The following is a 26,485-nucleotide window of genomic DNA, read 5'->3' as shown; positions in this document are numbered from 1 at the left end:
ATACCCGCATGACTTCCGCGCCCGCCCGCCTGCCCCTGCTCGACGCTTACCGAGCGGGCCACCTGAGCGAGTTTTTTGCTCGCACGCCCGCCGACTTGCCCGCCTTTTTGCAGGCGCAGCGCGTCCTTGATCGCCCCGCTCTGGCCGCCGCGTTGCGGGCTTACCACCTTGATGTGGGTTTGCCGGACGGCACAGCCAAAAAAGCCGACCCAGCCGCCAAAATGCTCGCCGCGCAACTCGAAAAGCTCTCGCACCCAGAAGCGCGGGTGGTGGTGGCCGGACAACAAGCCGGACTGCTGGGCGGCCCGGCCTACAGCGTCCACAAAGCCGCCGACGCCATTTTGCTGGCCCGTCAGCTCAGCACCGAGGAGCGCCCGGTCTTGCCGGTGTTTTGGATCGCCAGCCAAGACCACGACGCCGACGAAGTGGCCTCCACCCATCTGCTCGACTTTTCGGAGCGCGAATTTGAGCCGCGCCTCGACTTGCCGCGCGGCGTGCCGGTGGGCCGCATCGCTTGGCGGGCCGAGTGGTCAGCGCAACTGCTGGAACTGATCGGCGAATTTGACGCCCCCGAAGCGCACAAAGCGGCGGTGCGCTCACGTCTGGATTTCGCCTTCAAGGGCCGGACGTACGCCGACGTGTTCGCCCGCTTGATGTACACCCTGCTGGGCGAGCACGGCCTGATCGTGCTCGACCCGCTGCATCCAGCGCTGGCCCGCTTGATGGCCCCGGCGCTGGCTGCCGAAATCGAGCGTCCCCTCGAAGGCCCGCAGCGCATCGAAGCTGCCGCCGAGCAACTTGAAGCGCAGGGCTACGCCGCCCAGCTTCGCCGCCCACCCGGATCGACGAACTTGTTTGTGGAAGAAGAAAGCGGCCAGCGCACCTTGCTGCGCGTTTCGCAGCAGGGCGGCAAGGCGTTTGAGGGCTACACCAAAGCCGAGTTGCTCTCGCTACTGGACAGTGACCCCAGCCGGATTACCCCCGCCGCTGGGCTGCGCCCCATCATCCAAGATTACTTGCTGCCCACCGCCGCCTTCGTGGTGGGGCCGGGTGAACTGGCCTACGCCGCCGAGCTGCGCGGGGTCTACGGGCTTCACGGCTTAGAGCAGCCGGTTCTGTGGCCGCGCCTGAGCGTGACCTGGCTGGAGCCGAATGTGGCCCGACTGCTGGAGCGTTTCGGCGTCACGGCGGCGCAGTTTCAGCGTGACCCTGAAGGCACGCTGGGCAAGGCGCTGGCAAGTCAGCAACAAGCCGCCGCGCTGAGTCAGGAGCGGATCAATCACTTGGAAGGCGAGTTCAGCGCCCTGATGAACGAACTCTCGGCGCTCGATCCGACCCTGAAAAGCAGCGTGGAGCGCAGTAAGAACCGCACCATGAGCCGCTTGGAGCGCCACCGCCAGCAAGCCTACTCGGCCCTCGCCCGCGCTGAGGACGACAAGAGCGGCCAACTGACCCGGCTCAAAAAACACCTGCTGCCCGCTGGACACCTCCAAGAGCGCGAGATGAATTTCTTGACCTACCTCCTCAAGCACGGCGACACTCCGCTGAAGCTGCTGCTCTCGCTGGAAGCTGGAGCGCAGGTGGACGTGGTGATTCCCTGAATTTGGGGGGTGTAGCGAGAGGAACTCAGAAAGCGCTAGCCTGAGGCTCAAGCGCCCTGCCTATACTCTTTTCCATGCTTTCCCTCACCGATTTGCCTTTTGCCGCCGAGATTCACCCGCAGGCGCGGCCCGCCGCCCGCCTGACCTGGGACTCGCGCCAAGCTGGCCCCGAGACGGCGTTTGTGGCGCTGCCGGGCGAACAGATGCACGGCAATGCCTTCGTAAATCAGGCTCTAGAGCGCGGCGCACCCTTTGTGCTCACCGACTTGAACGTGCCCCGCGCCGTGCGGGTTCCCGACGCCCGCGACGCCCTGTTTGCTTGGGCCACGGCCGAGCGTCGGCACAACTCGCTGGTCGTCGGCATCACCGGCAGCGTGGGCAAAACCACCGCCAAAAGTTACGCCGCCGCCGCGCTGGACGCGCACTTTATGCCGGTTTTCAATACCCTGCCTGCTATCGCCTGCTTTTTGCTGGAATTTGGGCGCTCCGGGTCTCCTCTGGTGGTGGAAATGGGCATTGACCGCCCCGGTGAAATGCGCGAACTGGTGGACTTGGTACGACCGGACGTGGGCGTGATTACCAGCATCGGTGCGGCGCACTTGGAAGCGCTGGGCAGCGTGGCGGGCGTGGCAAGGGAAAAAGGCGTGATCTTGGAAGCGGCCCGCCGACTCGTCTCGCAGCAGGCCGCCGAGTGGTTCGCAGGCGTGGACACCTACGGCTTTGAGGGCGCGAGTTTCGCAGGCCAGCACCTGACGGTCAATGCCGAGGGAGCTTCTTTTACTTTCGGAGACGTGGCCGTGAACTTGCCCCACGCTTCCAAAGTGCAGGCCGAAGCTGCCGTGCTGGGCCTAGCGCTGGCCGAGCAAGCGGGCCTAGACCTCAGACGGGCCGCCGAGCGCCTGAGCGTGGTCAGCGTGCCGGGGGGCCGCTACCGCGTGCTGGCGGGACGCTTTACCGTCATTGACGACACCTACAACGCCTCGCCGCTGAGTATGAAAGCCGCGCTGGAAGCGCTGAGCACATTTGGGGGCCGCAAAATCAGCGTGCTGGGCCAAATGCTGGAACTTGGCGAGGATGAGCGGGCCATGCACGCCGAAGTCGGAACGCTGTCCCGCCAGCACGCTGATTTGACTTACGGCGTCGGCCCGTTTGCCGAGCTGCTGGGCGAGCGGGCCTTTGCCAGCGTGCCGCCCCTATTGGAAGCCCTGAGAGCCGAAGTCAGGGATGGCGACGTGATTTTGGTCAAGGCCAGCCGGGGCATCTCGTGGACGCCGGAAAAGCGGCTGGCGGAAGGCGTGGGCCTAGACAGTGTGGTGGACGCTCTACTGGAACTGCGGGCCAGTCCAGTTCAGGAGGAGAAAAAGTGAAGCGCTGGCTGGCTGTCCCTTTCTTGGCCGCCCCTTTCCTGGCTGTGCTGACCGCCTGCGCCCCTGTTCAGACCCATCGGCAACCGAGCGCTCCTCTCCCCTTTCAAGCTGATTTCAGCGACGTGGGCGTGACTTGGGTGTCGGGCGGGCAAGCCTTCGTGGCCCGCGCTCCCAGCCTCAGGGCGCAGCTCGCGCCGCTGCCCGCGCCCGCTGTGGCCGCCGCCTGGGTGGGCAACGTGGCGTGGGGGGCGCTGCCGAGTGCCGGACTGATCGTGACTTTAGACGGCCCGCCGGAGACGCGGGTGGTCGGGCGGGTTGCCAAGCTCAGCCAGCAGCGCATTTATTTGCAGGACGGCACCGCCCTCAATTATTCCGGCGGCGCGGCGGGCGGCGTTCTCGGCACGCCCAGCGCCGTGCTGACTGGCGGCGACGGCGAAGAATACGCTTTGGTGGGCGGCAACTTGTACCGTCCTGGCAGCCCCGCCAGCTTACTCAGCCCTGCACGGCTGGGGACGGACGCTCCCGCTTACGTCTACCGCTTGCCGGGGCGCGGCGTGGCGGTCAGCAGTCTGCCCAGCGTTCAAACCGGACAGGGCCTGTACCGACTCACCGGCAGCGCTTTGGAGCGCTTAGGCAGCGGCGATCAGCCCGTCGCCAGTGTGCCGCACGGCCCCGGACTAATCGGCGCAGTGGGCGGGCGAATTGTGACGCTCAGCGCGGCGGGGCAGATTCGGGTTTTTTTGCCGGACTTGCGGGAAGTGCGGCCCTAATAGAGCATTTGTCAAAAAAGAAGCTCTTTTTTGACCGAGCGGGCAGGCCCCATAAGGGTGCCGCTCTGCCCAAGAACCAACGGGAGTGAAATAAAGAGAGCATTTGGGAGGATGGATAGCTGAGCCAAAAGCACGCTCAGCTATCCATCCTCCCAAATGCTCTAAATCGGCTCCTTTCGCCAGCAATCCTAAGCCAAGTCAAGCCCAAATGGCTTCATGGTACTCTGGCGCTATTGTGCTTAATCTTCCAAAACTTTCCCATACCTTTGGCCGTACACACTCAGGCCCGCGATGATTCTCACGGCACTGCTGTCGTGGTTTTTACTCGGTTTGTTTATTCACGTCTCCAAATTGCGCGGCTGGGGTCAGCCGGTTCGCAAAGAAGGCCCGCAGACCCATTTACAAAAGGAAGGCACGCCCACAGCGGGCGGCGTGGCCTTTGTGCTGGCCTTCGCGGCGATGTGGCTGGTGTATTTTTTCAGTGGAGCGCGGGCAGCCAATTTTAGCGCCGAGCGTGAAATCATGATCGTGGCAGCGGCCATCGGAATGGGCCTGATCGGACTTGCCGACGACTTCCTCAAAATTCGCTCGCGGATGGTGGGCGGCAAAAAAGAGCTGCTGGCCCGCGAGAAGTTCCCGCTGCAACTCATCGTCGGGGCAGTGTTCGCTTACTTCGCCGCGCCGCTCTCATCTCACTTGCTGGTGCAGAGTTTCGGCCCCATCTGGGACACCGTGCTGATTACCTTGGTGATGGTGGCCGCCGTCAACGCCTTTAACTTCACCGATGGCCTAGACGGGTTGCTGGGCGGGGTGAGCTTAATCGTGCTGCTGCCATTCCTGAGCGTTTCAGCGGCGGCACTGCTGCTTGTCGGCGCGGTCACCGGCTTCATGTGGTACAACGCCCACCCGGCCCGCGTCTTCATGGGCGACATGGGCAGCCACGCCATCGGCGCGGTGGCGGCGGGCGTCTATGTTCTTTACGCCGACGCCTGGCTGCTGCCGATTGCCGCGATTATTCCGGTGGTCGCGGTGCTGAGCGTCATCATTCAGGTGGCCTCGTTCAAGACCACCGGCAAGCGCGTCTTTAAGATGAGTCCGATTCAGCACCATTTTGAACTCAGCGGCTGGAAAGAGACTCAGGTCACGGTGCGCTTTTGGATGATCACGGCGCTGGCCACTGCCGCCGCCTGGGGACTGATGGGCGGGAAGTGGTAAGTAGGATTGTAGAGATTGGTTTGTAGCTCGTAGAAAAAAAAACCTCTGCTGCTGGCGGGGGTTTTTTGTTGGTCAGGGACGGGTGAGCCGCCCCCGCAGCGCCGCTTGCAAATCAGGCCCGAAGCCGCGCCGAGTCAGGTAATCCAACCCACCGAGTTCGCGCAAAAAGTCTATGGCTGAGAGCATGTCGGCTGGATGACTCACCAGAAAGCGGGCCAGCTCAGCGCGTTTGGCCGGGTCAGTTTGGCGGGCCAAGCTGGCAGCATAAAGCGGCTGAACATGCTGATCGGTCTGGGCATAGTCGGCGGCAATCTCGGCGTCCGGTACACCCGCCACGAAAAGAGCCAGCGCGGTGACGAGGCCGGTGCGGTCTTTACCGATGTGGCAATGAACCAATACTGCGCCGGGCGGAGCGTCCACGATCTGCTGCAAGATCAGGGTCAGATTGGGGGCGGCGTGTTTCAGCATGGCGCGGTAATGGTCAGCGTTGGTTTGAGCGGCGGCGCTGGCTTCGTTGAGCTTGAAGTTGCCGTGTGGCAGGGCCAGAACATTCAGATACATTGCCTCACCCAGGAAAGGAGCGGGGTCAATCGAGCGTTCCTCGGCGCAGCGCACGTCCACGATGCGCGAGACGCCCGCCCCGCGCACTTCAGCTTTGCCCTGCTCAGTCAGCCGCGAGAGGTTGCCGCTGCGAATCAGGCGGCTGGGCCGCACCGGGCCGCTCGGAGTGGGCAGTCCAGCGAGGTCACGGGCATTGACGATTCCTTCCCAAGTCACGGTGGTTGGCACTCGGTCAGTTTGGCGAAGCGGAGAGCTTGGCGTCAGTCTGAATCCAACAGTGACGCCATGTCAGAAACGCTAATGTAAAGGTAAGAGAAACCAAGATTGGATGAGGGATCAGTGATATCAGCAAACATGCTCAGCACTGTAAGCTGGTGCGGGCGATAGAGGATTTAATCTCACAACCGCTTGACAAACTAAAGCATGAATACACAAGTCAGAAGCTGGATGCTCGGCGGGTTATTTCTCCTGAGTAGTTTGGCAAGCGCCGCGCCGTACAAGGCCAGCGGCGGTCAGGCCGCCTTTGATTACCGGGTGATTATCATTCCAGTACACGGCGAGACGGGCCAAGTCAGTGCAGCACTTGAGATTAATCCTGATGACCTAGCGAGTGTCGGCGGCACGCTGAAGGTCAATGTCGCCTCGCTTAAAACCGGCAACAGCTTGCGCGACGAACACATGCGCGGAGCGCTGGGCGCAGCGCAGTTTCCAGACGCCGTGTTTACCTTGACCGGCGTTCAGGGGCTGGGCAGTTTGCCCGAAGGCCAACCCGTCAGCAGCACTGTGACTGGGCAGTTTAGCCTCAGAGGCGTCAGTAAAACGCTCAACGCTCCGGTCAAGCTGACGCGCCAGGGCAACACCATCACGGTGGCGACCCAATTCAAATTCAACCCGCACGATTTCGGGGTCAATTACGCTGGAGGCGCGAGCAGTATCGCGGTGGGGGTCAGTTTCAAGTTGGCGACGCCGTAACTGTGCGCAGAACGCAGCCTTGTCCAAGCCTCCACAAACCCGCCCAGCTTCCCAAGCCTGCGCCAACAGGCCGCCAGACTTGTGGGCGTTTACGAGAAACTTAAAGAGGGAGTACACATGACGACTTACCGCAGATTGGGAAAAAGCGGCCTGCACCTGTTTCCGCTGGGCCTCGGCACCATGCAGTTTGGCTGGAGCGCGGGCGAAGACGCCGCTTTTGAAATCATGGACGCCTACTACGCGGCAGGCGGCAATTTTATCGACACCGCCGACGTGTATACGGCCTGGGCCAAAGGCAACCCCGGCGGCATCTCGGAGGAAATCGTCGGGCGCTGGGTCAAGGCGCGGGGCAACCGGGACGACATAGTCATTGCCACCAAAGTGCGGGGCGCGATGGGCGAAGGCTTTTCGCAGGGCCGCAACACCGTGCGTCAGCGTGAAGGCTTATCGAGGCGCTGGATTCTCAAGGCCTGCGAAGACAGCCTCAAGCGCCTCCAAGTCGATCACATCGACCTCTACCAAACGCATTTCATCGATCCACTCACCCCGATTGAAGAAACGCTGTCGGCCCTCACTGAACTGGTCAAGCGCGGCTACGTGCGCTATATCGGCTGCTCCAATTACAGCGCTTGGCGGCTGATGCAGGCCCTTTGGACCAGCGACAAAAAGAATTTGGAAGCCTTTGTGAGCATCCAGCCGGAATACAGCTTGCTGTCGCCCACCCGCGCCAACTTCGAGCGTGAAATCCAAAAAGTAGCGGTGGAATACGGCGTCGGGGTGATTCCTTGGAGCCCCTTGGGCGGCGGAATGCTGACCGGCAAATATCAGCGCGGCGCGGCGCTCCCTGGAAGCGTACGGGCCGATGAGAACGCGCGTCGGCGCTTCAGTGACGCCAATTTCGACACCATCGACACACTCAAAGCGGTGGCAGAGGCTCACAACGCCGTGCCCGCCCAAGTCGCTTTGGCTTGGCTTCTGGCGCAGCCCGCTATGACCGCGCCGATCATCGGGGCCAACAGCGTGGCGCAGCTTAAAGAATTGCTGGGCACGGTCAGCCTCCAACTGAGCGACAAAGACCTGGCCGAGATTTCGCAGGTCAGCGATTGGGAGCGAGCACGCACCGAGCTCGAAAACTAAGATTAAGGATTGACCAGAACATCGGGCGGCAAACTTGGCACTCCCAGACCGCGCCCGCTTACCCTGAGGATCAAGCAACCGAGTCAAAGGAGACAACATGGGATTTCTGGATCAACTCAAAACGCTGGCCAACCAAGGCGTTGCCGCCACGCAAGAAGGCTTTTCGCGTTTCAACAACGCCACTTTCGCCGACGCCAGCATGGCCGCCTGCGCCCTGATCGCCGCCGCTGACGGCAAAATCGACACCCAGGAGCGCAGCCGCACCGCCGCTTTCATCACCAGCAGCGACAAACTCAAGTCTTTTGACGTGGGCAAATTGCGCGACAAATACGACGCTTACTGCGATAAAGTCACCAACGACTTTGATTTCGGCAAAATTGAATTGATTCAAGTCGTCGGCAAGGCGGCCAAGAAGCAGGAAGAAGCGCGGGCCGTCGTTCAACTGGCGGTGGTGATCGCCAATGCCGATGGCAACTTCGACGAAAAAGAGCAGATGATCATGCGCGATATTATTTACGCGCTGAAGCTCCAACCGAGCGAGTTCGGACTCTAACGAGCGTTTAATCAGCTTTTACAACGGGGCAGAAGGGGAAAATCAATTCCTCTCCTGCCTTTCTTTTTACTGGCTGTTGACTGCGCCCAAACTTCAGCGGCTGGCCCACAACTCCACCAAGCCGCGCAGGGTCAGGGTGTCGTCGTAATACTCAATCTCGCGGCAGATGCCTTCCACCGTGCGGGCAAAGCCGCCTGTTGCCACCGTTACGGCGGGCGCGGGCAACTCGGCGCGGATGCGGCGCAGCAGGCCGTCCACCATCTCGGCGTAGCCAAACACCAAGCCAGATTGCAGCGCGTGAACCGTGTCTTTGCCGATGGCGCTCACCGGCGCTTGCAAGCTGATGCGCGGCAACTTGGCGGCGCGGGCAAACAACGCGTCGGCAGACACCTGCGCTCCGGTGGCCAGCACGCCGCCGATAAAGCGCCGCCCCTTGCCGATCACGTCGAAATTGGTGCTGGTGCCGAAATCTACGACGACGGCATACTCGTAACTGGAGCGGCCCTCACCGCTGAGGTACTTTTCAGCGCCGAACAAATTGCACAGGCGGTCTGCACCCACGTTGCTGGGCTGGCTCAGTTCCACATGAACGTCCGGCAGATTTTGGGTGTTGACTTCAAAGGCCTTAATCCCAAAGTGTTGCCGCAGCGCCAGCAGATAATTCTGGCCCACTGGCGGAGCCACGCTGCTCAGCACGGCGCTATGCGGCGGTTCAAGGCCGCTGAGATGGAAGAGGCCGCTGAGTTGCAGCGCCAGATCGTCTGGCAAGAGGTCGCGGTTGGTGCGGACGCGCCAGGTTTGGCGGAGCTCCAAGTCTTGGTCGGCGAGGCCCAGCACCGTGCTGGTGTTGCCGATGTCGATGGCCAGCAGCGGAAAGCGGGCAGTGGAGAGCGGAGAAGCGAGCATGAAGTTGTATTCTAAAGGCCTAAAACCCGCTGCGCCTCATTTCAGCGAGCCTCAATTGCTGCCCGGTGCCTCGGCGCTCTCGGGTTGTTTGATCGGCTGCGGATGCTCGTTGAGGCGCGTCCAGAAGTCGGAGGTGGCACTGAGCGTGGTCAGAAACTGCTCAAATTCAACCGGCTTGACGACGTAAGCGCTCGCGCCTCTCTTGTAGCAGGCCCGAATATCACGCTCCTCGCGGCTGGTCGATAAGATCACCACCGGCAAGCCTTCCAAACCCGGCTGCGCCCGAATCGCTTCCAGCACGGCCAAGCCGTCCATTTGCGGCATGTTGAGGTCGAGCAGCACCACATCCGGCAAGTGGGTTACGGTCTGCTCAGCGCGGACAGCCGGCTTGACTGCCCGCGTCAGCAGCCGCATGGCTTCCTGACCGCTGCGGGCCACCGTCACTTCAGGAGCACGGCCCGATTTCTCGAAGGCGACCAGCGCCAACTCCAAATCGTTGGGATTGTCGTCCACCAACAAAATTCGTCCATGCCCCTGCATCTTGCCCCCCCAAATGGTGCTCAGCGAATACCCCAAACTACCCCGGTCTTTATCTCCCCTTAAGTTTAGCTGGTCTTTAACTTTGAAAAGGGACATTTGTATGGGTGTGAGAGGCCGGGGGGCATCCAGGCCCAGCAAAAATGACCGGAAGGAGCGCTGCAACGCTGCTGACCACTTGTATAGATCGCCCGCCCCCAGTAAGAAAGCCAACAAAAAAAGTAGACAGCCGCCACCCTGCTGGGCCGCGCCGCGCTCTAGACTCGGTTCATGCTTGCCAAACGCATCATTCCCTGCTTGGACGTTCAAAATGGCCGGGTGGTCAAGAACGTCCGCTTTTTTGAAGATCACCGCGACGCGGGCGACCCGCTGGTGCTGGCCCAGCGCTACGAAGCCCAGCAAGCCGACGAACTGGTGTTTTACGACATCACCGCTTCTCACGAAGGCCGCAAACTGATGCTCGACGTGGCGGCCCGCGTCGCCGAGCAGGTCATGATGCCGCTGACGGTGGGCGGCGGCGTGAGCGACCTCGCCGATTTCCGGGCGCTGCTGCTGGCCGGGGCCGACAAGATCAGCGTCAACAGTTCCGCCGTCCGCACGCCCCAGCTGATACGGGCGGCCAGCGACCACCACGGCTCGCAGTGCGTGATGCTCAGCATCGACGCCAAACGCCGACCCGGCGGGCATCCCAGCGGCGAGGGCTGGAATGTCTACGTAGGCGGTGGGCGGGTGGACACCGGCCTGGATTTGCTGCGCTGGGCCGAAGAAGGCCAGCACCTCGGCGCGGGCGAAATTTGCCTGAACATCATGGACGCCGACGGCACGCGGGCCGGCTTTGATCTGGCGGCAACCCGCGCCGTGGCGCAGGCACTGGATATCCCCGTGATCGCTTCCGGCGGCGCAGGCAAACTCGAAGACTTTGCCGAGGTGCTCAGCGGCGGCGCAACCGGCGGACAAGCCGACGCCGCGCTGGCCGCCAGCGTCTTTCACTTCGGCGACCTCAGCGTGCCGCAGGTCAAGGCTTACTTGCACGCTCAGGGCGTCGCGGTGCGCCCCGAATGGCACGATACCGGGGTCTTGGCATGAGCAGTCCAATTAAGGTGAGCAGAGACAACGTGAAAGTGGACGACATCCACTTCGGCCCAGACGGTTTGGTACCGGTGGTGGTGCAGGACGCCCAAACCGGCGCAGTGCTGATGCAGGCTTACGCAGACCGAGCCGCGATTGAACACGCCCTGACGACCCGTCAAGGCACTTACTTTTCGCGTTCACGGAGCCAGCAGTGGATCAAAGGCCTGACCAGCGGGCATGTCCAGCACATCGAGAGTATTCACCTCGACTGCGACGGCGACAGCGTGCTGTACCGCGTGCAGCAGAGTGGCCCGGCTTGTCATACCGGCGAGTACAGCTGCTTTTACCGACCGCTGTTACTGCAAACGGATGAGATACTCAATCCACAAGCTCTCAATCCACAGTCGCTAGGCGACACGCTGGAGCGGGTCTACGCCACCATCACCGAGCGGTTGCGAACCTTACCCGAACAAAGTTATGTGGCGCGGCTGCACGCCGGGGGGCTTGACCGGGTGCTCAAAAAAATCAGCGAGGAAGCCGGAGAAGTGCTGCTGGCCGCCAAAAACGGCGACAAAGCCGAGCTGGCCACCGAAACCGCCGATCTGCTGTTTCACACTTTCTTCGCGCTGGCCGAAGTCGGCGTGACGCCCGGCGACGTGGCCCGCGTACTGGAGGAACGTGAAGGCAAAAGCGGTCTAAAGGGGCCAAAAGAAATCGGCTGAGCCGGGTGGCCGAGTAGGGCACGGGTGTTCCTGACGGGGTAACGCGTCACGCCACTGCCAGCATTTCGCTATGCTGGCTACGTTTCCCTGCGCTACGCGGCGTGCTTTCTTGGCAGCCGCTCATTCCCGCTTTCCCGGAGGTCTTTTCCTATGCCTGTTAATCGCGGCCCCCTGATGGTGTTTTCTGGACAAAGCAACCGCCCCCTCGCGCAGTCCATCTGCGACAATCTGGGCATTCCGCTCGGGCACAGCAAAACTGAGCAGTTTACCAACGAAAACATCATCGTGCATTTTGAAGACTCGCTGCGCGAAGGTGACGTGTTCATTGTTCAGAGTTTTAGTCATCCGGTCAGCGACTCTATTCTGGAACTTTTTTTGATGATCGACGCCGCCAAGAGTGCCTCGGCAGGGCGCGTGACCGCTGTGATTCCTTATTACAGCTACGCCCGCAGCGACAAAAAAGACGCGCCGCGCATCAGCATCGCCGGGCGCTTGATGGCCGACCTTATTCAGGAAGCGGGCGCTGACCGGGTTCTCACCATGTCGCTGCACTCGGCGCAGGTTCACGGCTTTTTCAAAGTGCCGGTCGATCACCTGTCTGCCGACGTGGTGATCAGCCAGTACCTCAAATCCCGCGTGCCCAACGCCAACGAAGGCGTGGTGCTGGCACCCGACGCGGGCAGCATCAAACGGGCCTCGGCAATTGCCCGCCGCCTCGACTCGGGTCTGGCCTTCATCGACAAGCAGCGCGTCTCAGACACCAACGTCGACCCCCGCGCCCTGATCGGTGACGTGACCGGCAAAACAGTCTTTATCGTTGACGACGAGATCAGCACCGCCGGTTCGCTGGTTGAAGCCGTCAACTTTTCTAAAAACATGGGCGCGAAAGAAGTCTATGTAGCCGTCTCGCACGGGGTCTACACCGGCCCTGCCATTGAGCGGATCGCGGCCCTCGACGCGGTGGAAGTGGCCAGCACCAACACCGTACTGGTGTCCGAAGAGAAAATGCGAAACGCGGGCGGCAAGTTGGCCATTTTGGACGTGGCTCCGCTGTTTGCCAACGCCATCAGCAACATTCACACCGGAGAAAGCGTCAGCACCTTGTTTGAATAGCACCTGAAAGAGGCGTGTGGGAGCGGTTGAAGGCTAACCGCTCAACGTGCTAAGCGCAAAAGAGAAGGATAAGGTTCACGTCTCCCCTGTTCTCTCAGCGCTTTGCCCACGTTCGGCGATCTAGTTCCCACAACTCAACCTAGAGCTGCGCTCCCGAATCCACCAGGCCCGACTGGACGAAGGGGCGCAGCACTTCTAAAGTGGCGCGGGGAGAGAGGTCGCTTTGGGCCACCAAGTCTCCCAGCGGCACCCGGCCCACCAAATTGAGGGTGCGAAATTGGGCGCGGGTCACCGGCTGCTGATCCGTCCAACGCGATGTGAAGGTCAGCGGCCTGTCCCAGTGCGGAAAGAGGCGCAGCAACTCTTGCCAAGCGTCGCTGCTGACGCTGAGTTGGCGCAGCAAAGCGGTGCGGCGGGTGTCGACGCTCTGCTTGGGCGCAGCTTGGCCCGGTTCAAAGGTGAAATCACCGCCGCCCACCGAGGACAGCAGATCAAGGGCGTCGTCGCCTTCACGCAGCAGCGCCGAGGCGTGAACCACTTCGCCGCCTTGCAACCACAAGTCACCGCCGCGCAGATGAGAAACGTGAAGTTTGCCGCTCGCTCCACTGTTGGTCAACATCTGTAACACGTTCAGAAGAGGAAATTCAGAAAGACTGCCCCGCAACATGGCGGCAGTCTAGCGTGTCTGGATACAAAGTGTGACGGGGCCGCCCGCCCTGAGAGCTTTACCCTTCGCTTTCCGGCACGTCCGAGAGCAGCCACAGCGCTTTTCCCCGCGCCGCCAGCGCCGTTTGGGCGTCCAGCAACACGCTTGTGAGTTGTGCGGCGAGTTTAGGGTGTTGACGCTCAAAATCGGGATAACTACACAGCACCAGTGCCAAGCGCTCGGGGACTTGTTCGGGGTCGCTCAGCACGTCGTAGAGGGCGTCCCAGTTGCGGCCAAAATTGGGAGTCAGGGTCAAGTCGTTGGCAAAAGCCAGCATCAAGTCGTCTTTGTCCGAGACGTTGCCGAGGTTTACTTCGCGCAGCCGGACTTGCGCTCCCGCCGCCACCATACGCGGCTCGGCGGGTGCGGGCTGGATTCCTTCGGGCGGCGACTCGAAAATGCTCATGGGGCAATCCTTTTGAAGCTGGCGTAATGATCGGCGGTGTAATAACACTCGGCAGCCAAGCTTCGCGGCGGGCCGCAGACGATGCGCCGCGCTCCCCGGTCCGCCGACTGGGGCGTGGGCACGGTGTATTCGTGGTAATAGCCGCTGGACTGCTTGGGCAAAATGCGCTCGCGGTTAGAAAAAACCACGCCGTCTTTTTGGTACGGCCAATGTTGCGGAGGCACGGGCCCGCCTTGCCCGATTAAGCTGAGGGTGCGCTGACCTTCCGCCGGCAGTGCCGATCGGGCCATCAAGAGAAGTCCGCTTTGGGGATCGCGCCCTGAGCGGGTCGGCTGGGCTTGAGTTGCGCCAGACTGAAATTGAGTTTTTGTCGTGGTTTGAGTCTTGTTAGACGCTGCGCCAGAAGTTTGGGCCTTGCCAGCCGGTGAGCAAGCTCCCAACATCAGCGTCAAGGCCAAAGCGCCCGAAGCGGCCCACGACACAAATGGAAATCTGCCAAACATGCCGCCTAGGATAGCGCTCCCCCGCCCCACTGCCTGCTGTGTGGCCCTCCGATTCGGCCAGCAAACAGCAAACGTAATCCAGCCGTGCTCAAACTCTGCTGAGCGCATAGGCGTAAGGCTGTTCTGGGTTAAAGTGCAGCGGCAAGTTCAGCGCAGCCTTGACCAAGGTTTGGCTGTCCCAAGTCCTGAAGCCGCCAAAATCCTGTATCAGCTGGGGCGGCCAAGTGGTGCAGCGCCGCCCACATGGTCACTGGTTTACTCCCCCAAACGCCGTCCTAATACAGCAATGGCCCGCGCTAGCACTCGACTTTTCGAGCAGCAGGGGGCCATGTTGGTTGCTGGTAAGGGTGAGGGACGGTGGGAGCGGGAAGAAAAAGCCTCTGGCTTAAGCTGGCGCGTTACGCCCCGGTCAAGCTCTGTTCAAATTGCTGATGACGCCCGAGTAGATCAGCACCAAAATAACGACGCCGATGATGATGCGGTAAACGGCAAAACCTTTGAAATCGTGGGTGCTGACAAAGCGCAGCAGCCAGCCGATCACGAAATACGCCACGATAAAGCTGACCACAAAACCGATGCCCACATTGGTCAGGCCCGCCGTGCCGAGGTCATCTTTATGCTTGACGAAATCCAGCAAGGTCGCGCCGCCCAGCACCGGAATGCCGAGGTAGAAGCTGAACTTGGTGGCGGTGGGGCGGTCTAAACCGGTCAGCATCCCGCCGAGAATGCTGCTGGCCGAGCGCGAAAAGCCCGGCCACAGCAGCGCCAAGCACTGCACCAAGCCCACGGTAATGGCCTGCGGCAAGCTGATGCTCTCCAGCTTGTGGGTGGTCGCGGGGCGCGGGCGCATCTCGATGAGGTACATCAGCACGCCGCCGACGATCAGCGCCCACGCCACGACGGTGGGGGTAAACAGCAGCGCCTTGATTTTGCTGCCGAAGAGTGCGCCCAAAATCACGGCGGGAATGCAGGCCACCACGATACCCAGCCACAAGCGCTGCACGCCCGCGTCTTTGTTGATGGTGCTGGCCTGCCGCACCAGGTCGCGCCAGTAATACACCACCACCGCCAAAATCGCTCCGCCCTGAATCACCACTTCAAAGGTGTCGAGTACATTTTTTTGCCAAGGCACGCGCAGGAGGTCGCCCGCCACGATCAGGTGGCCGGTAGAAGAAACGGGAAGGAATTCGGTGAGACCTTCGACGATGCCGAGAATGACGCTATAAAGCCAGTCCATGTCGCCGGTCAGCTTAGTGCATTTAAGTAATGGGTAAGTAAAGCGTGAAGTTGGCTAAGCTAGGGGCGTGTCTCCCGCTGCCAAAACGCCCGCCAAAGCTTCTCGTCCGCGCCCGCCCGCCGCCCTCAAACGCCGTGCCGAGGGCATCCTCAGTGGCCTGCGGGCCACCTACCCCGACGCCCGCACCGAACTTGAATACCAAAGCCCCTTTGAACTCCTCATCGCCACCGTGCTCTCGGCGCAGGCCACCGACAAAAGCGTGAACGCCGCCACACCCGCCCTCTTTGCCGCTTACCCCGACGCGCAGGCCATGAGCGCCGCATCCGTGGAAGCGGTGGAAGCCCTGATTAAAAGCATTGGCCTTTACCGCAACAAAGCCAAGAATCTGGTGGCCCTCTCTGGCCTCCTTCTGGAGCGGCACGGCGGAGAGGTACCCAACGATTTCGCGGCGGTGGTGACTTTGCCGGGCGCGGGACGCAAAACTGCCAATGTGGTGCTGAGCAACGCCTACGGGATGGCGGCCATCGCGGTAGACACCCACGTGGGGCGGCTCGCGCGGCGGCTGGGCCTGAGCGAACAGACCAACCCAGACAAAGTGGAGCTCGACCTTCAGGCACTCTTCCCGCAAGATTCGTGGATCTTTTTGCATCACGCCCTGATTTTGCACGGGCGGCGCGTCTGCCTGGCCCGCAGACCCCTTTGCTCGTCCTGCACGCTGCTGAGCTTGTGTCCACGGCTGGGCGTGGAGAGCAGCGGCTGAGCACTGCGCCGCTGACCAAGCCCCCAAGCGGCTCACATGGGGTTAGACTGAAGGCGATGAGCGAAAGCGGACAACTGGAACAGCTTTACCGTGTGCAGGGCCTTGACCTCGAACTCGACCGCCTGCGCCTTGAGGAAGGCAGTATTTCAGACGACTTGCGGGCCGCACGCCTGGAGCAAGCCAAGATCAACAACCAACTCGAAGACACTGAAATCGAGCTGGAAAAAGTAGACCGTCAGGCCAGACAACTTGAGCTTGATCTGGCCAGCAGCCGCGAGCAAGTGGCCCGCAACAGAGCCGAGCAAGACCGCAACGCCACCAACGCCAAATTGCAATCACAGTTTGAAAGCGTCATTTTGCAGCTCTCGGAGCGGGTCTCGGACTACGAGGAAGCCCTAGAGCCTGTGCAGATTCAGCAAACCAGTTTGCGCGAAAAAGCCAGCGGCCTGCGCGGCGAACTCAGGGCCATGCGCCCCAACCTGAGCAGCTTGGAAGAAACCGACGACGCCCGCGTCGAAGACTTACGCGCTCAGGGCGAGGGCATGCGGGCCGAGCGGGCCGAGATCGTGGGCCGCACCGAGCCGCGCCTCGTTAAGGAATACGAACTGATTCGCAAAGGTAAAAAAGGCATCGGCATCGTGTCGTACACGGCAGGCCGCTGCCAGGGCTGCAACGTGCAACTGCCGGTCAACATCCAGCAGCGGGCCGCTGGCGGCAAACTGCCTCCAGTGAAGTGCCCCTCGTGCGGGCGAATTTTGTACAAGGGCTGAGGGAAGAGCCAAGCCAGCCCATCCCAACAGCACACTTTGATGGTGCTGGCTCCGTCCCGCTTGTGGCTGCCAGCACTGCCCCCGCTCCTAATTCGGCGGGGGTTTGCGTTGGGCCTCAGCTCACGCCTACTTGGTATCGAACCAGTCCGGCCCTCTGCCGACTTCCACGTTCAGCGGCACGCTGAGACTGGCGGCGTTCATCATAGTGCGCCTGATCAGCTCGGCGATTTCGTCAGCCTTGTCAATCGGCGCTTCGACCAGCAGTTCATCATGAACTTGCAGCAGCATCCGCGCTCCCACCTCCATCAGCGGCGGGTCGAGTTCGATCATGGCGATTTTGATGATATCGGCGGCGGTGCCCTGAATCGGCATGTTGTAGGCCAGCCGCTCGCCCGCCTCACGCACATTGCGGTTGCTGCTCAGCAGTTCTGGCACGTAGCGCCGCCGCCCATACAGGGTTTCCACATAGCCCTTCTCGCGGCCATCAGCAAGGGTGCGGTCGATGTAGCCACGAATACCCGGATACGTTTCAAAATAGCGCTCGATAAAGCCGCTGGCATCGGCATACGGAATATTCATGTCTCGGCTGAGGCGGTGGGCACTCATGCCGTAGAGCACTCCGAAATTCACCGTTTTGGCGGCGCGGCGCTGATCGGCACTGACGTTGTTTTCGTCCACGCCCAGCACCTGCGAAGCGGTGCGGCGGTGAATGTCGGCCCCGGTGTTGAAGGCTTCCTGCATCAGCAAATCACCGGACATGTGCGCCAGCAAGCGCAGCTCGATCTGCGAGTAATCGGCGCTGAGCAAGGTAAAGCCCTGATCGGCAATGAAACCCTTGCGGATTTCGCGCCCCACCGCCGAGCGAATCGGGATGTTCTGGAGGTTGGGATTGAGGCTGCTGAGCCTGCCGGTGGCCGCGATGGTCTGGGCAAAGGTGGTGTGCAGCCGCCCAGTGCGCGGATTGACCAGGTTCGGCAGCGGGTCGAGGTAAGTGCCGCGCAGCTTGGAGAGTTCGCGGTATTCGAGCAGCGCTGGAATAATCGGGTGTTCGTCGATCAGCGGCTCAAGCGCGGCGACGGCGGTGGAGCGCTTGCCGGTCAGCTTGGTCTTGCGGCCCGTACTGAGCTGAAGCTCGTCGTACAGCACCGCTTCGAGCTGGTCGCGGCTGCTCACCGAGAAGACCCGTCCCGCGTGCTGGTGAATCTCGGCCTCTAGGGTTTGAATGCGTGCGCCCATTGCCTCGCTGAGCCCGCGCAGGTAAGCGCTGTCGAGCTTGACGCCGCGCACTTCCATGCGGGCCAGCACCCGTGCCAGCGGCTTTTCGATGTCGTGATACAGCTTGAGGCGTGCCTCGTCGAGCTGCGGCAACAGCAAGTCCCAGAGCTGGTCACTCAGCGAAGCCCGGTTGGCCGCGTCGCTGGGCCACAGCGCATGCAGGTAACGCTGGGTCACGGCGGGCATGGCGGTGTTGTTGGGGTCGAGCAGGTAAGCCAGCAGCAGCGGATCATCGCCGGGTTCGACCTTAAGGCCGCGCACTTGCAGGTGGGTGGCTAAGGCTTTGGCCCCCGCCGCCTTGACCTCACGCTGGCCCACGAACTGCGATTCATCGACGTGACCCAGCGGTTCGGGTTTTGGCTTGGGCTTGGCTTTCGATTTGGTTTTCTTCCCGCTGGCCGCTTCCTCAAAAAGCGCTTCTTCGGGCGGCGAACTGGCTTCAGGTGCTTGCTCTTCGACCGGCTCGAACTCCAGCGGCGCGGTGCGGGTGATTTCGCCGTCGGCGGTGGCGGCTCCCAGCAACTCCGCTGTCAAGTCATCTTCGCGCGAGAGCAAGTAGCCCCACATCACACCCGCCGCCGGGGTGCGCCACTCGCCGCTCGGCACTTCGCGGGCCAGACTTTCGGGTTCGGGTTCCGGCTCGGCGGCGACTCCGCTGGGCCCGCGCAGCGCTCCAAGGTCTTTGCGGACACTGCCCAGATCGAGTTCGCTCAGCAGCGCGTCTAGGGCCGCCGGATCACCCGCCCCCACGTGAGTCGCCATTTCGATCTCAAGCGGCAAATCCGTGACCATACACGACAGATCGCGGCTTTTATAGACGTTCTCCAAACTCGATAAAATCTTTTCGCGGGTGCCTTTAGGCTCTAAGCTGCCGTCCTGGGCACGGGCGATCACCTCATCGAGGCTGCCGTGTTCTTGCAGCAACTTGGCCGCTGTCTTGGGGCCGATGCCTTTTGCGCCGGGAATATTGTCGCTGGCGTCGCCCGTCAGCGAGCGGTAATCCACCCACTGCTCGACGCTGACGCCGTATTTTTCCAGCACATCCTTGGGGCCAAACAACTTGAAATCGCTGGTCAGCACTTTGACGCGCTCGGTCAGCAACTGGTAGCTGTCGCGGTCAGAGGTGACGATCACCGCGTTCATGCCGTGGGCCTCGGCTTTTTTAGCCAATGTGCCGATCACGTCGTCGGCTTCGTAGCCGCCAACCTCTAGACGCGGCAAGCCGATGGCGTCCACGATGGCCCGAATACGGTTGATCTGGGCAGGCAAATCGGCAGGAATTTCGGCGCGGCCCGCTTTGTAATCTTCGTATTGCTCGTGGCGAAACGTCTTGACCGGCGGATCGAAGACCACGATGACCTGGTTGCTCTTTTGCCGCATCAAGCGGGTGATCTGGCGCATAAAGCCTAAAATGGCGTGGGTCGGCTCGCCGCTTTTACTGGTCAGCGGCGGCAATGCAAAGTACGAGCGAAAGGCGAGGGCGTGCCCGTCGATCAGCACGGCGGTGTCGGGCGGGGGCGTCATGAAGTCATTCTAGCGCACCCAGGTAAGGTATTTGCGTACTTGCTGGGCTTATTTTGCTGCAAATACAGACAAAACGGGAAGCAGGCTTCAACTCGGCCTACTTCCCGTTTTTGAGTATCGGTTTACACCTTACGGCGCTTGCGGAGACGCTCCATCGCCGCGTCGAGGCTCAGGCGCATCCGTTCGAGGGCCTGCGCGAGGTCGCCCACCTCGTCATTGGCCTCAGCTTTCACCGACTGGCTGAGATCGCCGAGGCTGATGGCGTCTGCCGCCTTCACGAGGCGCTCAATCGGCTCGACGATGCGGCGTGCGGCGCGGGCAGCCAGAGCCGCGCCGATCAGCATGGCAGCTAAGCCCGCCAGCAGCAGCGCCAGCAAGGTGTTGCGGAGTTGAGCGTTGGCCGCGTCAATCGGCACGCCGACAGCGATGCGGTAAAGCAAGGTGTTGGTGCCAGTGATCTTGGCAGTGGCCGATTTGGTTTCACGGGTGCCGTCTGGGCGGGCGTACACCCCGATACGCTCGACTTGAAAGTTGCGGTTGACAATGCTTTGGTTCTCGGAACTGGCAATGGCCCGCTTGAGGGCGGCGGCGGGTTCGGAGTCCTGAGCGCCCACGCTGACGAGCTGCTGAAGCTGGTCGTTGTAAAGCTGAGCGGGGGTTTGACTTTGCACAAACACGCCGCTGCTGGGATTGGACTTGACCCAGGTCCCGACCCGTTCACCCAACACCGCATCTAGGCCCGGCGCTTGGCTGCGGAAAAAGGTGGTGCCGTCGGGCAATTCCACTTGCACGAAGCCCACCGATTCGCGGTTGAGCAAGGTGCCGAGCTGCTGGTTGACGGTGTTTTGATCGGTGGTGTTGAGCACCGAACCCACGGCGGCGGCGATGGTCGCGGCGCTGTTGGAGATCAGTGAGCGCTGGGAAGCGTTGAGCACCAAGCCCAGCGTGGTCAGCGTCAGTAGGGTGTAGACCGCCAGCGGCGTCACCGAAGCGATCGTTAGGCGGCGCGAGAGCGGCTGGCGGCGGCCCACCTGGCGCTCCGGTTCCGGCGTCAAAATCAGTTCCGGGACGGCTTGGGCCGTTTTGGGGGCCGTCACCACGTCGGTCATGGTCAGCGATCCAGCAAAATCCGACCAACTGTCGGTATCGCTGGACACGCCACCCTGCGCTCCCACAGCAGACGCTGGGCGGCCTGGTTTCTTTAGCCCTTCCGGCGCGAACAGGTCGTCATCTGACGGAGCAGGCGCTTTGGTCAGTCGAGGAGCGCTGGGTGTGGGCGGCAAGCTGCCGACATCCGGCAAAAACAAGCCATCATCTGTGCTGCCGCCCATAAGACCACTGGAGGTTGAAGCTGCCATAGGCACGCCGCCTTGCTCATCAGCCTTAAGCACGGGAGCTGAGAGTTCATTCCAGAAATCGTCGCCTGCGGGCGCAGGAGGAAGAACAGCCGGTGGGTTGACCGGGTTGCTCGGCGCACTGGCCGTCATCACCGGTACGTCTAAAGTGGCCACGCTTTGCTCACGCGCCACCACCTGTCCGAACTCTGTGGCGTGAAGATCGCTCCTGCGGTTTTCCAGCGGCATCACCACGGGAGCGCTGCGGATTGGAGCAGTCGGCAGCGCCGCTTCATCGGTGTCGGCCACTTGTTCGAGGCGCACCTTGGCGCTGACTTCCTGAAAAATACCCAGCAGCACGCTGGCCCGCTCTTTGCCGGTCGGCTTCATCAGGCGTCCGCTCCGGCGTGAAGCGAGCTTGCGGGCTTGATCGGCAGAAAGGTGAAAACGCTCGGAAAGGAGCTGTTGGAGCTGCGGCAAGGCGTCTTCCGGCACAGCCTGCTCGATAACGACGGTGTACTTCATAAGGCTTCTCCTGAAACGGGTGAAACGGTGAAAAATAAAACACGGGCAACTAAACGGCTGGCAAGTAAAGCGCTGCGGCCCTGCGGCGCGAGCATCTGCTGGGGCAAGGTCGAGCGCGGCAGAAAAGCCAAATCACCCAAAACGGACGGTTGGCGGCTCATACGATGCCCCGCGTCCGCAGTTGACTGCCAAACATCTGGCGCTGCGTGTCTTCCAATTCTGCGCCGATGGCCCTGAGCAGCGCTGAAAGCCGCGCCGGTTCAGGCAACTCATCGAGGGCGTCTTCGATGATAATCTGGCCGATTGGCCCCACGCAGGCCATCAGTGCGGCGCTGACCTGATCGATCAGCTCCCCACTGAGCGCCTGCTCTTGGCGCTGGGCGCGGCCCGCGTACTGCTCAGCGAGGGCCAAGGCTTCTTGCACTTTGCTGTCGCTGGGAAGGCCGCCCTGACCCGAGGTCAGCCCCAACGCCAAAGCGTCGAGAACGCGCCATAAGCTGTAAGGCAGTGGCGTTTGATCGGTCACCCCACTGGGCCAATTCAAAGTCATATCAAGTCTCCAGCGCCGGACACGCTCCACATCGGCGAGGCCTGCAACTCGGCTACGGCCAGATTCCGCAGCCGCAGCCGCAGCCGCCGCAGGGTGGCGTCAAATACGGCCAAGAGAGCGTCACGCAGTTCGGTGGCGCTGAGATCCGGCACAGCCTGCACCGACAATTTTTCAAGCCAGACTTCGCGGGCAAACGGATCGAGGCAGGGGTGATCGTCGGCGAGGTCGGCAGCCGAGCTGCGCCAAATCTCGGCGATATTGCCCGCCTGCGATGAGGCCAGCAGCAAGACCTTCGACCAAAATTCAACCAATGCTTGGCCGCCAAGCGGCTGCGGAGCGCTGAGCTGCCGCACTTGGCCGCTGACCGGCAAGCTGCCCGCCACCGGCCTGCCCGATTGCCAAAAGCTGATGACCTCGCCGCCTTCACCGCCCAGCAGCGCTCCCGAAAAGTTGCTGGTCACCAATTGGCTTTGGGCCTGCGGCCAAGCCGCGCTGAGGGCTTCCGGCTGGGCGCTGCGGCATTGCCAAGCCAGACCTGCTACCGCCGGATCCACCAAAGTCACCTGCACAGTGGCGCGTGGAAAGACCGACATCAACTCATTGACGCCGAGATCTCGGGTGTCGTCAAAACCGCCGAGTGCCGCGCCAGCGTTCCACAGCAGCCGTCCGCGCCGGCCCTGTTGCTCGGCTTCCAGCACCGCACTAAGCATGGGCCGGGCCTCGAGGTCGCCGCGCACTTCACTCCAGGGGTAGTGGTCGGTTGACAGCCGGTAGAGGGCGGGACGACTGGGCAGGGGCAACCAAAAGCGGTCGCTTCGGATAGGAGTCAGTTCAGCCGTAATCATCTTGCCTTCATCAAACAAGTTGACATCTTACACGCCACTTACTTCTGTGTAATCTTTGACTTTTTTTGTTCACAAAGTCGGAAATTTCACACTTCCACTGTTGACCTTTGTAGCCGCTTGCCGAGCTCTGCCAGCTTGAGTCCTCACGCGTAGCCGCTATGCTGGGCACGACATGGCCCGATTTTCCTTGGTTTTTGCTTGCCTGCTTAGCGCTGGGCTGCTCGGCAGTTGCCGGTACAACTTTATTCCGGTGATTCCTGCGCCGCTGCCAGTGGTGCTACCGCTGCGCATCACCAAAGCCACCCTCGAGCGCCGGGGCGAGAATCTGGTGGTCAGGGCGAGGGTAGACGGCCCCGTCCAAGGCGATTACCTCAGCGTGGTGTGGTTCGCCGGAGACAAGGAACTGGGCCGCGATAGCCGCTACCTTGACGCGGCGGGCCGCAGCGCTGAGTTTAATTTAAAAGCTCCTGCCCAAGCCGATTACAAAGCGCTGCTGCTCTACGGAGGCACGCTCCTGCGGCAACTGGATTTGCGCGAAGTGGACAGTTTGAAATAAATAAAAGCAAAGAGAATGTCTGGAAGCTTCGTTTTTCGCGCCTTTTTCCCACCGATTCAGCAGTGGCGTTAAGTAAACAGCGGCAAATGCCCCAACGCCGTGACTTCCTCTCGTTCTTGGCCTTCGGTAAACACTGCCACCACCGCCGCCACTTCGCCGCCGACTTCCTCGATGATCTGGCGCAGGCTGGCCAAGGTGCCGCCGCTGGAAACCACATCATCCACGATGGCGACTTTTTGACCCTTGATTTTGGCGACATCGAAGCCGTCGAGGACGAGCAGTTGCGGCTTGCCGGTGGTAATGCTGATCACGTCGCGGGCAATCGGCTCGACCATGTAAGGCTTGACGGTTTTGCGGATCACCACGTACGGCAAGCCCGATTCGCGGCTGATGACGTGCGCCAAACTCAGCGCCTTAACCTCCGGCGTGACCAGCACGTCGATGTTGGCCGGGAGCAGGGCCGCGAGCGCCTTGCCCGCTGCCTCAGTGACTTCGGTGTCGCCCAACATGTTAAAGAGCGCCACGCTGACGCCGGGAGCCACCTCCACGATGGGGAGATCGCGCTTGACGCCGCCGACATCAACCGAATGAATGGGGTGTTTCCCCGCTTGCGGATTTGAGTTGTTCACGTTTGGAGATTGTAGCGAACTGAGGGGCGTGATGGGCCTAAGTCAGATGGCGGATGACTGAGCGAGGCCCAGCCTCCAGACTGAAACCATGTTCTACGTCATTAGCGGCGCAGCAGGTTCGGGTAAGACCACTTTACTGCCCTTTTTGCGTCAGGCGCGTCCCGAAGTCGCCTGGCAAGACTTTGATGAACGCTGGACGGGCGGCGGCAGAGTGGAGCGTCAGGAATTGACACAGCGCTGGATTGAAACGGCGCTGGAACACGGCAGGGCGTTCGGCCTGCTCGGCCAGTGTCCGCTCGGCGAGGTGCTGGCCGCGCCGGATGCCCCCCGTTTAGAGGGTATCCGCCACCTACTGGTTGACCTAAGCGATGTGGAGCGCATTCGCCGCTTAATGACGCGTGGAGATGATCAGGTCACCCAAGAGACGCTGAATTGGGCAGCTTGGCTGCGTGTCCATCAGGTCATGCCTGATTGGCGGCCCAACGTGCTGATGAGCGGCGGCTGGCCCGCGATGCGTTGGGAGCGCTGGCACGGGCGTGAGGCTGATTACTGGCCAGGACTGACCTTGAACGTCAGCGGGTTGACACCTGCGGAATCTGCCGAGCGAGTCCTGGCGTGGCTGGACGATTTGGCCGACTGAGGAATCTCTCTTCAGCACTCGCTCAGTCCACCACTTCAAAGCCCAGGATCTCGGCCTGCTCCACGAAAAAATTGATATTTTCGCTCAGCGTCTGTGGCCCTAAGCTCTTGCGGTGATGCTCGCCCGTCGCGGTGAGAATCAGGGTTTCGGCAAGGCAGGCAGGTACCGCGCCCTCACCGAAGTGCAAGTCCACGCTGCTCGTCATCCCGCCGGGGGGACGCACCACGCCGCCGGGAATAACCCGCACGCCCGGCAAAGCCGCCACCGAGTCGTCCACGTCGGCGGGGCGGCCCTCGTCAAAAATCCAGGTGCCGGGCTTGACGTGCTGCGCAAAGATCACCGGATTGGGATCGCTGGTGGCGGTGAAGATCAGGTCAGCTTCCAGCAGGGCGCTGTACTCGGTGGTAATCACGATTTCGGTGCTCTTGTTGGCCCGCCTGAGGGTGGCGGCGCTGCGCTCCAAGCGCCCGAGGTCGCGGCCCACCATAATGACTTTGCGAACTTGCGGCGCAATGGTGCGGGCAATGCCGAAAGCCACCACGCCGTTTGCGCCCACCACCGCCGCCACCGCCTGCGAGAGGTCGCGGCCCTCACTCGCAAAATGCGTCAAGATGCCGGGAATCGCCGCTTTGATGGTGCCGGAGGTGTAGGCCCCGCCGTTGGTCACGGTGATCTCCGGCACCGCCGCCTGCACGTCAAGGCCTTTGTTGCCGACCACGCTCCAGAATGCGCCGAGGCCAAACACCTCCGCGCCGAGTTCGCGGGCCAATTTCGCGCCCTCGATGGCCCGCCGGGTGGCCAGTTCGGGATCGTCCCGGAACACGTCGGGCAGGAGCGGGCTGCTGAGCAAGTACGCCCGAATCCGCTTGCCATCGGTGGTCTTGATGCCGTGCAATTCGCCCACTTTCATGGGGCGCAGGCTGCTGGCCACGCTCCGCACACTGGCTTCGCTCAGCACGCCGCGCTCCATCAGCGGGCGCATCCAAGCAAAGCGGCGGGTTTGCCAGAAATCCTCGAGGGTCAGCGGGTGAATCATGAAAGCGGCCACCACCTCGTCGTCGCGTTTGCCCGCCATCGGCACGTCGTCGCCGAGGTGCGGCTCGGTGCCGTCGAGAACGCGGCCTAGATTTTCCTTGAAGCGCCACGCCGAGGCGAGCAGCAAGGCCGCCGCGCCGAGCTTGGCCGGAACGTCCAGCGGTGAGAAGGCCACCAAAGCAGCGAACACCACCAAGCCCAAAATCGTCGCCAAGCTGACGTAACCGCTGAGGCCCAGCACGGCGGCGTAAACAACCAACGGCGTGACGGTCAGCCACAAGCTGAGGTGGCCCGCTACGCTGAGCGCAGCAAACACGCCCAGCAGCACCAAGTTGCCCCGTCCACGCGGCGGCGTCGGGCCGTAGAGCACCTTCAGCGGGTTGAGGTGGCCCAAATAAGCGGCCAGACCCGCCAGCACACACAGTTCCGGCTGCCCCAAAGCCGAAGCGGCCAGCACCGCCACAAAGCCCTTGAGGGCGTCTAGCGCCGCACTGCCGATGGCTGGGCCGAGGCCGACGCGCCGCACCACATTTTCCACGCCCAAGTTGTAAGCGCTGTATAAGCGGCTGTCATGGCCCCTGCGGCCCAGCAGCCAGTGGCCCAGCGGCAAGCTGCCGATCAAAAAAGCCAGTGCCAGCAGCAGGAACGATAAAAACATCATGCGG

Annotated in this window: 28 protein-coding genes; 14 read left to right on the top strand and 14 right to left on the bottom strand. The window is 61.8% G+C overall.

Annotated elements, in window-relative coordinates; genetic code table 11:
* The first annotated feature begins 8 nt into the window (after positions 1-8).
* From bshC to FNU79_RS05450, 4 genes are all read left to right on the top strand, one after another.
* The gene (bshC, locus tag FNU79_RS05465) at positions 9-1,601 is read left to right on the top strand and encodes a bacillithiol biosynthesis cysteine-adding enzyme BshC (protein ID WP_143719870.1); all 1,593 of its coding nucleotides are present in this window, start codon (positions 9-11) and stop codon (positions 1,599-1,601) included.
* A 74-nt stretch (positions 1,602-1,675) separates the two neighbouring features.
* Positions 1,676-2,968 carry a UDP-N-acetylmuramoyl-tripeptide--D-alanyl-D-alanine ligase gene (murF, locus tag FNU79_RS05460; RefSeq protein WP_143719869.1) on the top strand — a complete coding sequence of 431 codons (1,293 nt, stop codon included), beginning with the start codon at positions 1,676-1,678 and terminating at the stop codon, positions 2,966-2,968.
* Positions 2,965-3,738, top strand: a complete 774-nt coding sequence (locus FNU79_RS05455; RefSeq protein WP_225429894.1) for a hypothetical protein — start codon at positions 2,965-2,967, stop codon at positions 3,736-3,738. Before murF ends, FNU79_RS05455 begins: the two co-directional genes overlap by 4 nt.
* A 291-nt stretch (positions 3,739-4,029) precedes the next feature.
* Positions 4,030-4,953: a phospho-N-acetylmuramoyl-pentapeptide-transferase gene (locus tag FNU79_RS05450; RefSeq protein ID WP_143719868.1), complete on the top strand. Its 924-nt coding sequence runs from the start codon at positions 4,030-4,032 to the stop codon at positions 4,951-4,953.
* 72 nt (positions 4,954-5,025) lie between these two features.
* Here FNU79_RS05450 and FNU79_RS05445 read toward each other — a convergent pair whose 3' ends face one another.
* Complete coding sequence (locus tag FNU79_RS05445; protein WP_185974608.1) at positions 5,026-5,742, bottom strand: tyrosine-protein phosphatase; 717 nt, start codon at positions 5,740-5,742, stop codon at positions 5,026-5,028.
* Positions 5,743-5,937: 195 nt separating this feature from the next.
* Between FNU79_RS05445 and FNU79_RS05440 the strand changes: the two genes are divergently transcribed.
* The 3 genes from FNU79_RS05440 (at position 5,938) to FNU79_RS05430 (ending at position 8,176) form a co-directional block, all read left to right on the top strand.
* Positions 5,938-6,486, top strand: a complete 549-nt coding sequence (locus FNU79_RS05440; protein ID WP_143719866.1) for a YceI family protein — start codon at positions 5,938-5,940, stop codon at positions 6,484-6,486.
* Between the two features lie 117 nt (positions 6,487-6,603).
* Positions 6,604-7,623, top strand: a complete 1,020-nt coding sequence (locus FNU79_RS05435; protein WP_143719865.1) for an aldo/keto reductase — start codon at positions 6,604-6,606, stop codon at positions 7,621-7,623.
* Between the two features lie 97 nt (positions 7,624-7,720).
* Positions 7,721-8,176: a tellurite resistance TerB family protein gene (locus FNU79_RS05430; RefSeq protein WP_143719864.1), complete on the top strand. Its 456-nt coding sequence runs from the start codon at positions 7,721-7,723 to the stop codon at positions 8,174-8,176.
* Positions 8,177-8,269: 93 nt separating this feature from the next.
* Here the strand turns inward: FNU79_RS05430 and FNU79_RS05425 are convergent, their stop codons facing one another.
* Together FNU79_RS05425 and FNU79_RS05420 are read right to left on the bottom strand one after the other, a co-directional pair.
* Positions 8,270-9,082: a type III pantothenate kinase gene (locus FNU79_RS05425; protein WP_143719863.1), complete on the bottom strand. Its 813-nt coding sequence runs from the start codon at positions 9,080-9,082 to the stop codon at positions 8,270-8,272.
* 51 nt (positions 9,083-9,133) lie between these two features.
* Positions 9,134-9,718 carry a response regulator gene (locus FNU79_RS05420; RefSeq protein ID WP_318636129.1) on the bottom strand — a complete coding sequence of 195 codons (585 nt, stop codon included), beginning with the start codon at positions 9,716-9,718 and terminating at the stop codon, positions 9,134-9,136.
* Between the two features lie 171 nt (positions 9,719-9,889).
* Here FNU79_RS05420 and hisF point away from each other — a divergent pair, with 171 nt between their 5' ends.
* From hisF to FNU79_RS05405, 3 genes are all read left to right on the top strand, one after another.
* A complete protein-coding gene (gene hisF, locus FNU79_RS05415) occupies positions 9,890-10,705 on the top strand; it encodes an imidazole glycerol phosphate synthase subunit HisF (protein ID WP_143719862.1) in 816 nt (271 codons plus the stop codon).
* Positions 10,702-11,412 (top strand): bifunctional phosphoribosyl-AMP cyclohydrolase/phosphoribosyl-ATP diphosphatase HisIE, encoded by a 711-nt coding sequence (hisIE, locus tag FNU79_RS05410; protein WP_143719861.1) that lies wholly within the window; start codon positions 10,702-10,704, stop codon positions 11,410-11,412. The genes hisF and hisIE overlap by 4 nt, the downstream gene beginning before the upstream one ends.
* A 150-nt stretch (positions 11,413-11,562) precedes the next feature.
* Complete coding sequence (locus tag FNU79_RS05405) at positions 11,563-12,525, top strand: ribose-phosphate diphosphokinase (RefSeq protein ID WP_124872618.1); 963 nt, start codon at positions 11,563-11,565, stop codon at positions 12,523-12,525.
* A gap of 139 nt (positions 12,526-12,664) precedes the next feature.
* Here FNU79_RS05405 and FNU79_RS05400 read toward each other — a convergent pair whose 3' ends face one another.
* From FNU79_RS05400 to FNU79_RS05385, 4 genes are all read right to left on the bottom strand, one after another.
* Positions 12,665-13,192, bottom strand: a complete 528-nt coding sequence (locus tag FNU79_RS05400) for a DUF4388 domain-containing protein (RefSeq protein ID WP_143719860.1) — start codon at positions 13,190-13,192, stop codon at positions 12,665-12,667.
* Positions 13,193-13,250: 58 nt separating this feature from the next.
* Positions 13,251-13,637 carry a barstar family protein gene (locus FNU79_RS05395; protein WP_143719859.1) on the bottom strand — a complete coding sequence of 129 codons (387 nt, stop codon included), beginning with the start codon at positions 13,635-13,637 and terminating at the stop codon, positions 13,251-13,253.
* Complete coding sequence (locus FNU79_RS05390; protein WP_225429901.1) at positions 13,634-13,927, bottom strand: ribonuclease domain-containing protein; 294 nt, start codon at positions 13,925-13,927, stop codon at positions 13,634-13,636. Before FNU79_RS05390 ends, FNU79_RS05395 begins: the two co-directional genes overlap by 4 nt.
* Positions 13,928-14,549: 622 nt before the next feature.
* Positions 14,550-15,377, bottom strand: coding sequence for an undecaprenyl-diphosphate phosphatase (locus FNU79_RS05385; RefSeq protein WP_143719858.1), 828 nt, complete (start codon positions 15,375-15,377; stop codon positions 14,550-14,552).
* Positions 15,378-15,444: 67 nt separating this feature from the next.
* On the opposite strand from FNU79_RS05385, the gene nth reads away from it, so the two are divergent.
* Both nth and FNU79_RS05375 read left to right on the top strand, forming a co-directional pair.
* Positions 15,445-16,137 carry an endonuclease III gene (gene nth / locus FNU79_RS05380; RefSeq protein WP_143719857.1) on the top strand — a complete coding sequence of 231 codons (693 nt, stop codon included), beginning with the start codon at positions 15,445-15,447 and terminating at the stop codon, positions 16,135-16,137.
* A gap of 56 nt (positions 16,138-16,193) precedes the next feature.
* A complete protein-coding gene (locus FNU79_RS05375; RefSeq protein WP_124872608.1) occupies positions 16,194-16,907 on the top strand; it encodes a zinc ribbon domain-containing protein in 714 nt (237 codons plus the stop codon).
* A gap of 126 nt (positions 16,908-17,033) precedes the next feature.
* On the opposite strand, the gene polA is transcribed toward FNU79_RS05375, so the two are convergent.
* The 5 genes from polA to FNU79_RS05355 form a co-directional block, all read right to left on the bottom strand.
* Positions 17,034-19,706, bottom strand: coding sequence for a DNA polymerase I (polA, locus tag FNU79_RS05370; protein WP_143719856.1), 2,673 nt, complete (start codon positions 19,704-19,706; stop codon positions 17,034-17,036).
* A gap of 122 nt (positions 19,707-19,828) precedes the next feature.
* Entirely contained in the window at positions 19,829-21,565 is a 1,737-nt protein-coding gene (locus FNU79_RS05365) for a HAMP domain-containing protein (protein WP_143719855.1), read from the bottom strand.
* Entirely contained in the window at positions 21,562-21,726 is a 165-nt protein-coding gene (locus FNU79_RS19035) for a hypothetical protein (protein WP_185974607.1), read from the bottom strand. Before FNU79_RS19035 ends, FNU79_RS05365 begins: the two co-directional genes overlap by 4 nt.
* Positions 21,723-22,115 (bottom strand): phage virion morphogenesis protein, encoded by a 393-nt coding sequence (locus FNU79_RS05360; RefSeq protein ID WP_143719854.1) that lies wholly within the window; start codon positions 22,113-22,115, stop codon positions 21,723-21,725. Before FNU79_RS05360 ends, FNU79_RS19035 begins: the two co-directional genes overlap by 4 nt.
* On the bottom strand, positions 22,112-22,960 hold the full coding sequence (locus tag FNU79_RS05355; protein ID WP_143719853.1) for a hypothetical protein: 849 nt from the start codon (positions 22,958-22,960) through the stop codon (positions 22,112-22,114). Before FNU79_RS05355 ends, FNU79_RS05360 begins: the two co-directional genes overlap by 4 nt.
* Before the next feature lie 172 nt (positions 22,961-23,132).
* On the opposite strand from FNU79_RS05355, the gene FNU79_RS05350 reads away from it, so the two are divergent.
* The gene (locus tag FNU79_RS05350; protein ID WP_143719852.1) at positions 23,133-23,516 is read left to right on the top strand and encodes a hypothetical protein; all 384 of its coding nucleotides are present in this window, start codon (positions 23,133-23,135) and stop codon (positions 23,514-23,516) included.
* 68 nt (positions 23,517-23,584) lie between these two features.
* Here the strand turns inward: FNU79_RS05350 and FNU79_RS05345 are convergent, their stop codons facing one another.
* The gene (locus FNU79_RS05345) at positions 23,585-24,145 is read right to left on the bottom strand and encodes a phosphoribosyltransferase family protein (protein ID WP_225429893.1); all 561 of its coding nucleotides are present in this window, start codon (positions 24,143-24,145) and stop codon (positions 23,585-23,587) included.
* Between the two features lie 88 nt (positions 24,146-24,233).
* Between FNU79_RS05345 and FNU79_RS05340 the strand changes: the two genes are divergently transcribed.
* Positions 24,234-24,785: a hypothetical protein gene (locus FNU79_RS05340; RefSeq protein WP_143719851.1), complete on the top strand. Its 552-nt coding sequence runs from the start codon at positions 24,234-24,236 to the stop codon at positions 24,783-24,785.
* A gap of 22 nt (positions 24,786-24,807) precedes the next feature.
* On the opposite strand, the gene FNU79_RS05335 is transcribed toward FNU79_RS05340, so the two are convergent.
* The gene (locus FNU79_RS05335; protein ID WP_143719850.1) at positions 24,808-26,481 is read right to left on the bottom strand and encodes a glycerol-3-phosphate acyltransferase; all 1,674 of its coding nucleotides are present in this window, start codon (positions 26,479-26,481) and stop codon (positions 24,808-24,810) included.
* Positions 26,482-26,485 lie beyond the last annotated feature (4 nt).

Source organism: Deinococcus detaillensis (genome assembly GCF_007280555.1).
GTDB classification, from domain to species: Bacteria; Deinococcota; Deinococci; order Deinococcales; family Deinococcaceae; genus Deinococcus; species Deinococcus detaillensis.
Note: the sequence above shows the minus strand (reverse complement) of the source record. Positions and strands in the feature narration are given on the sequence as shown.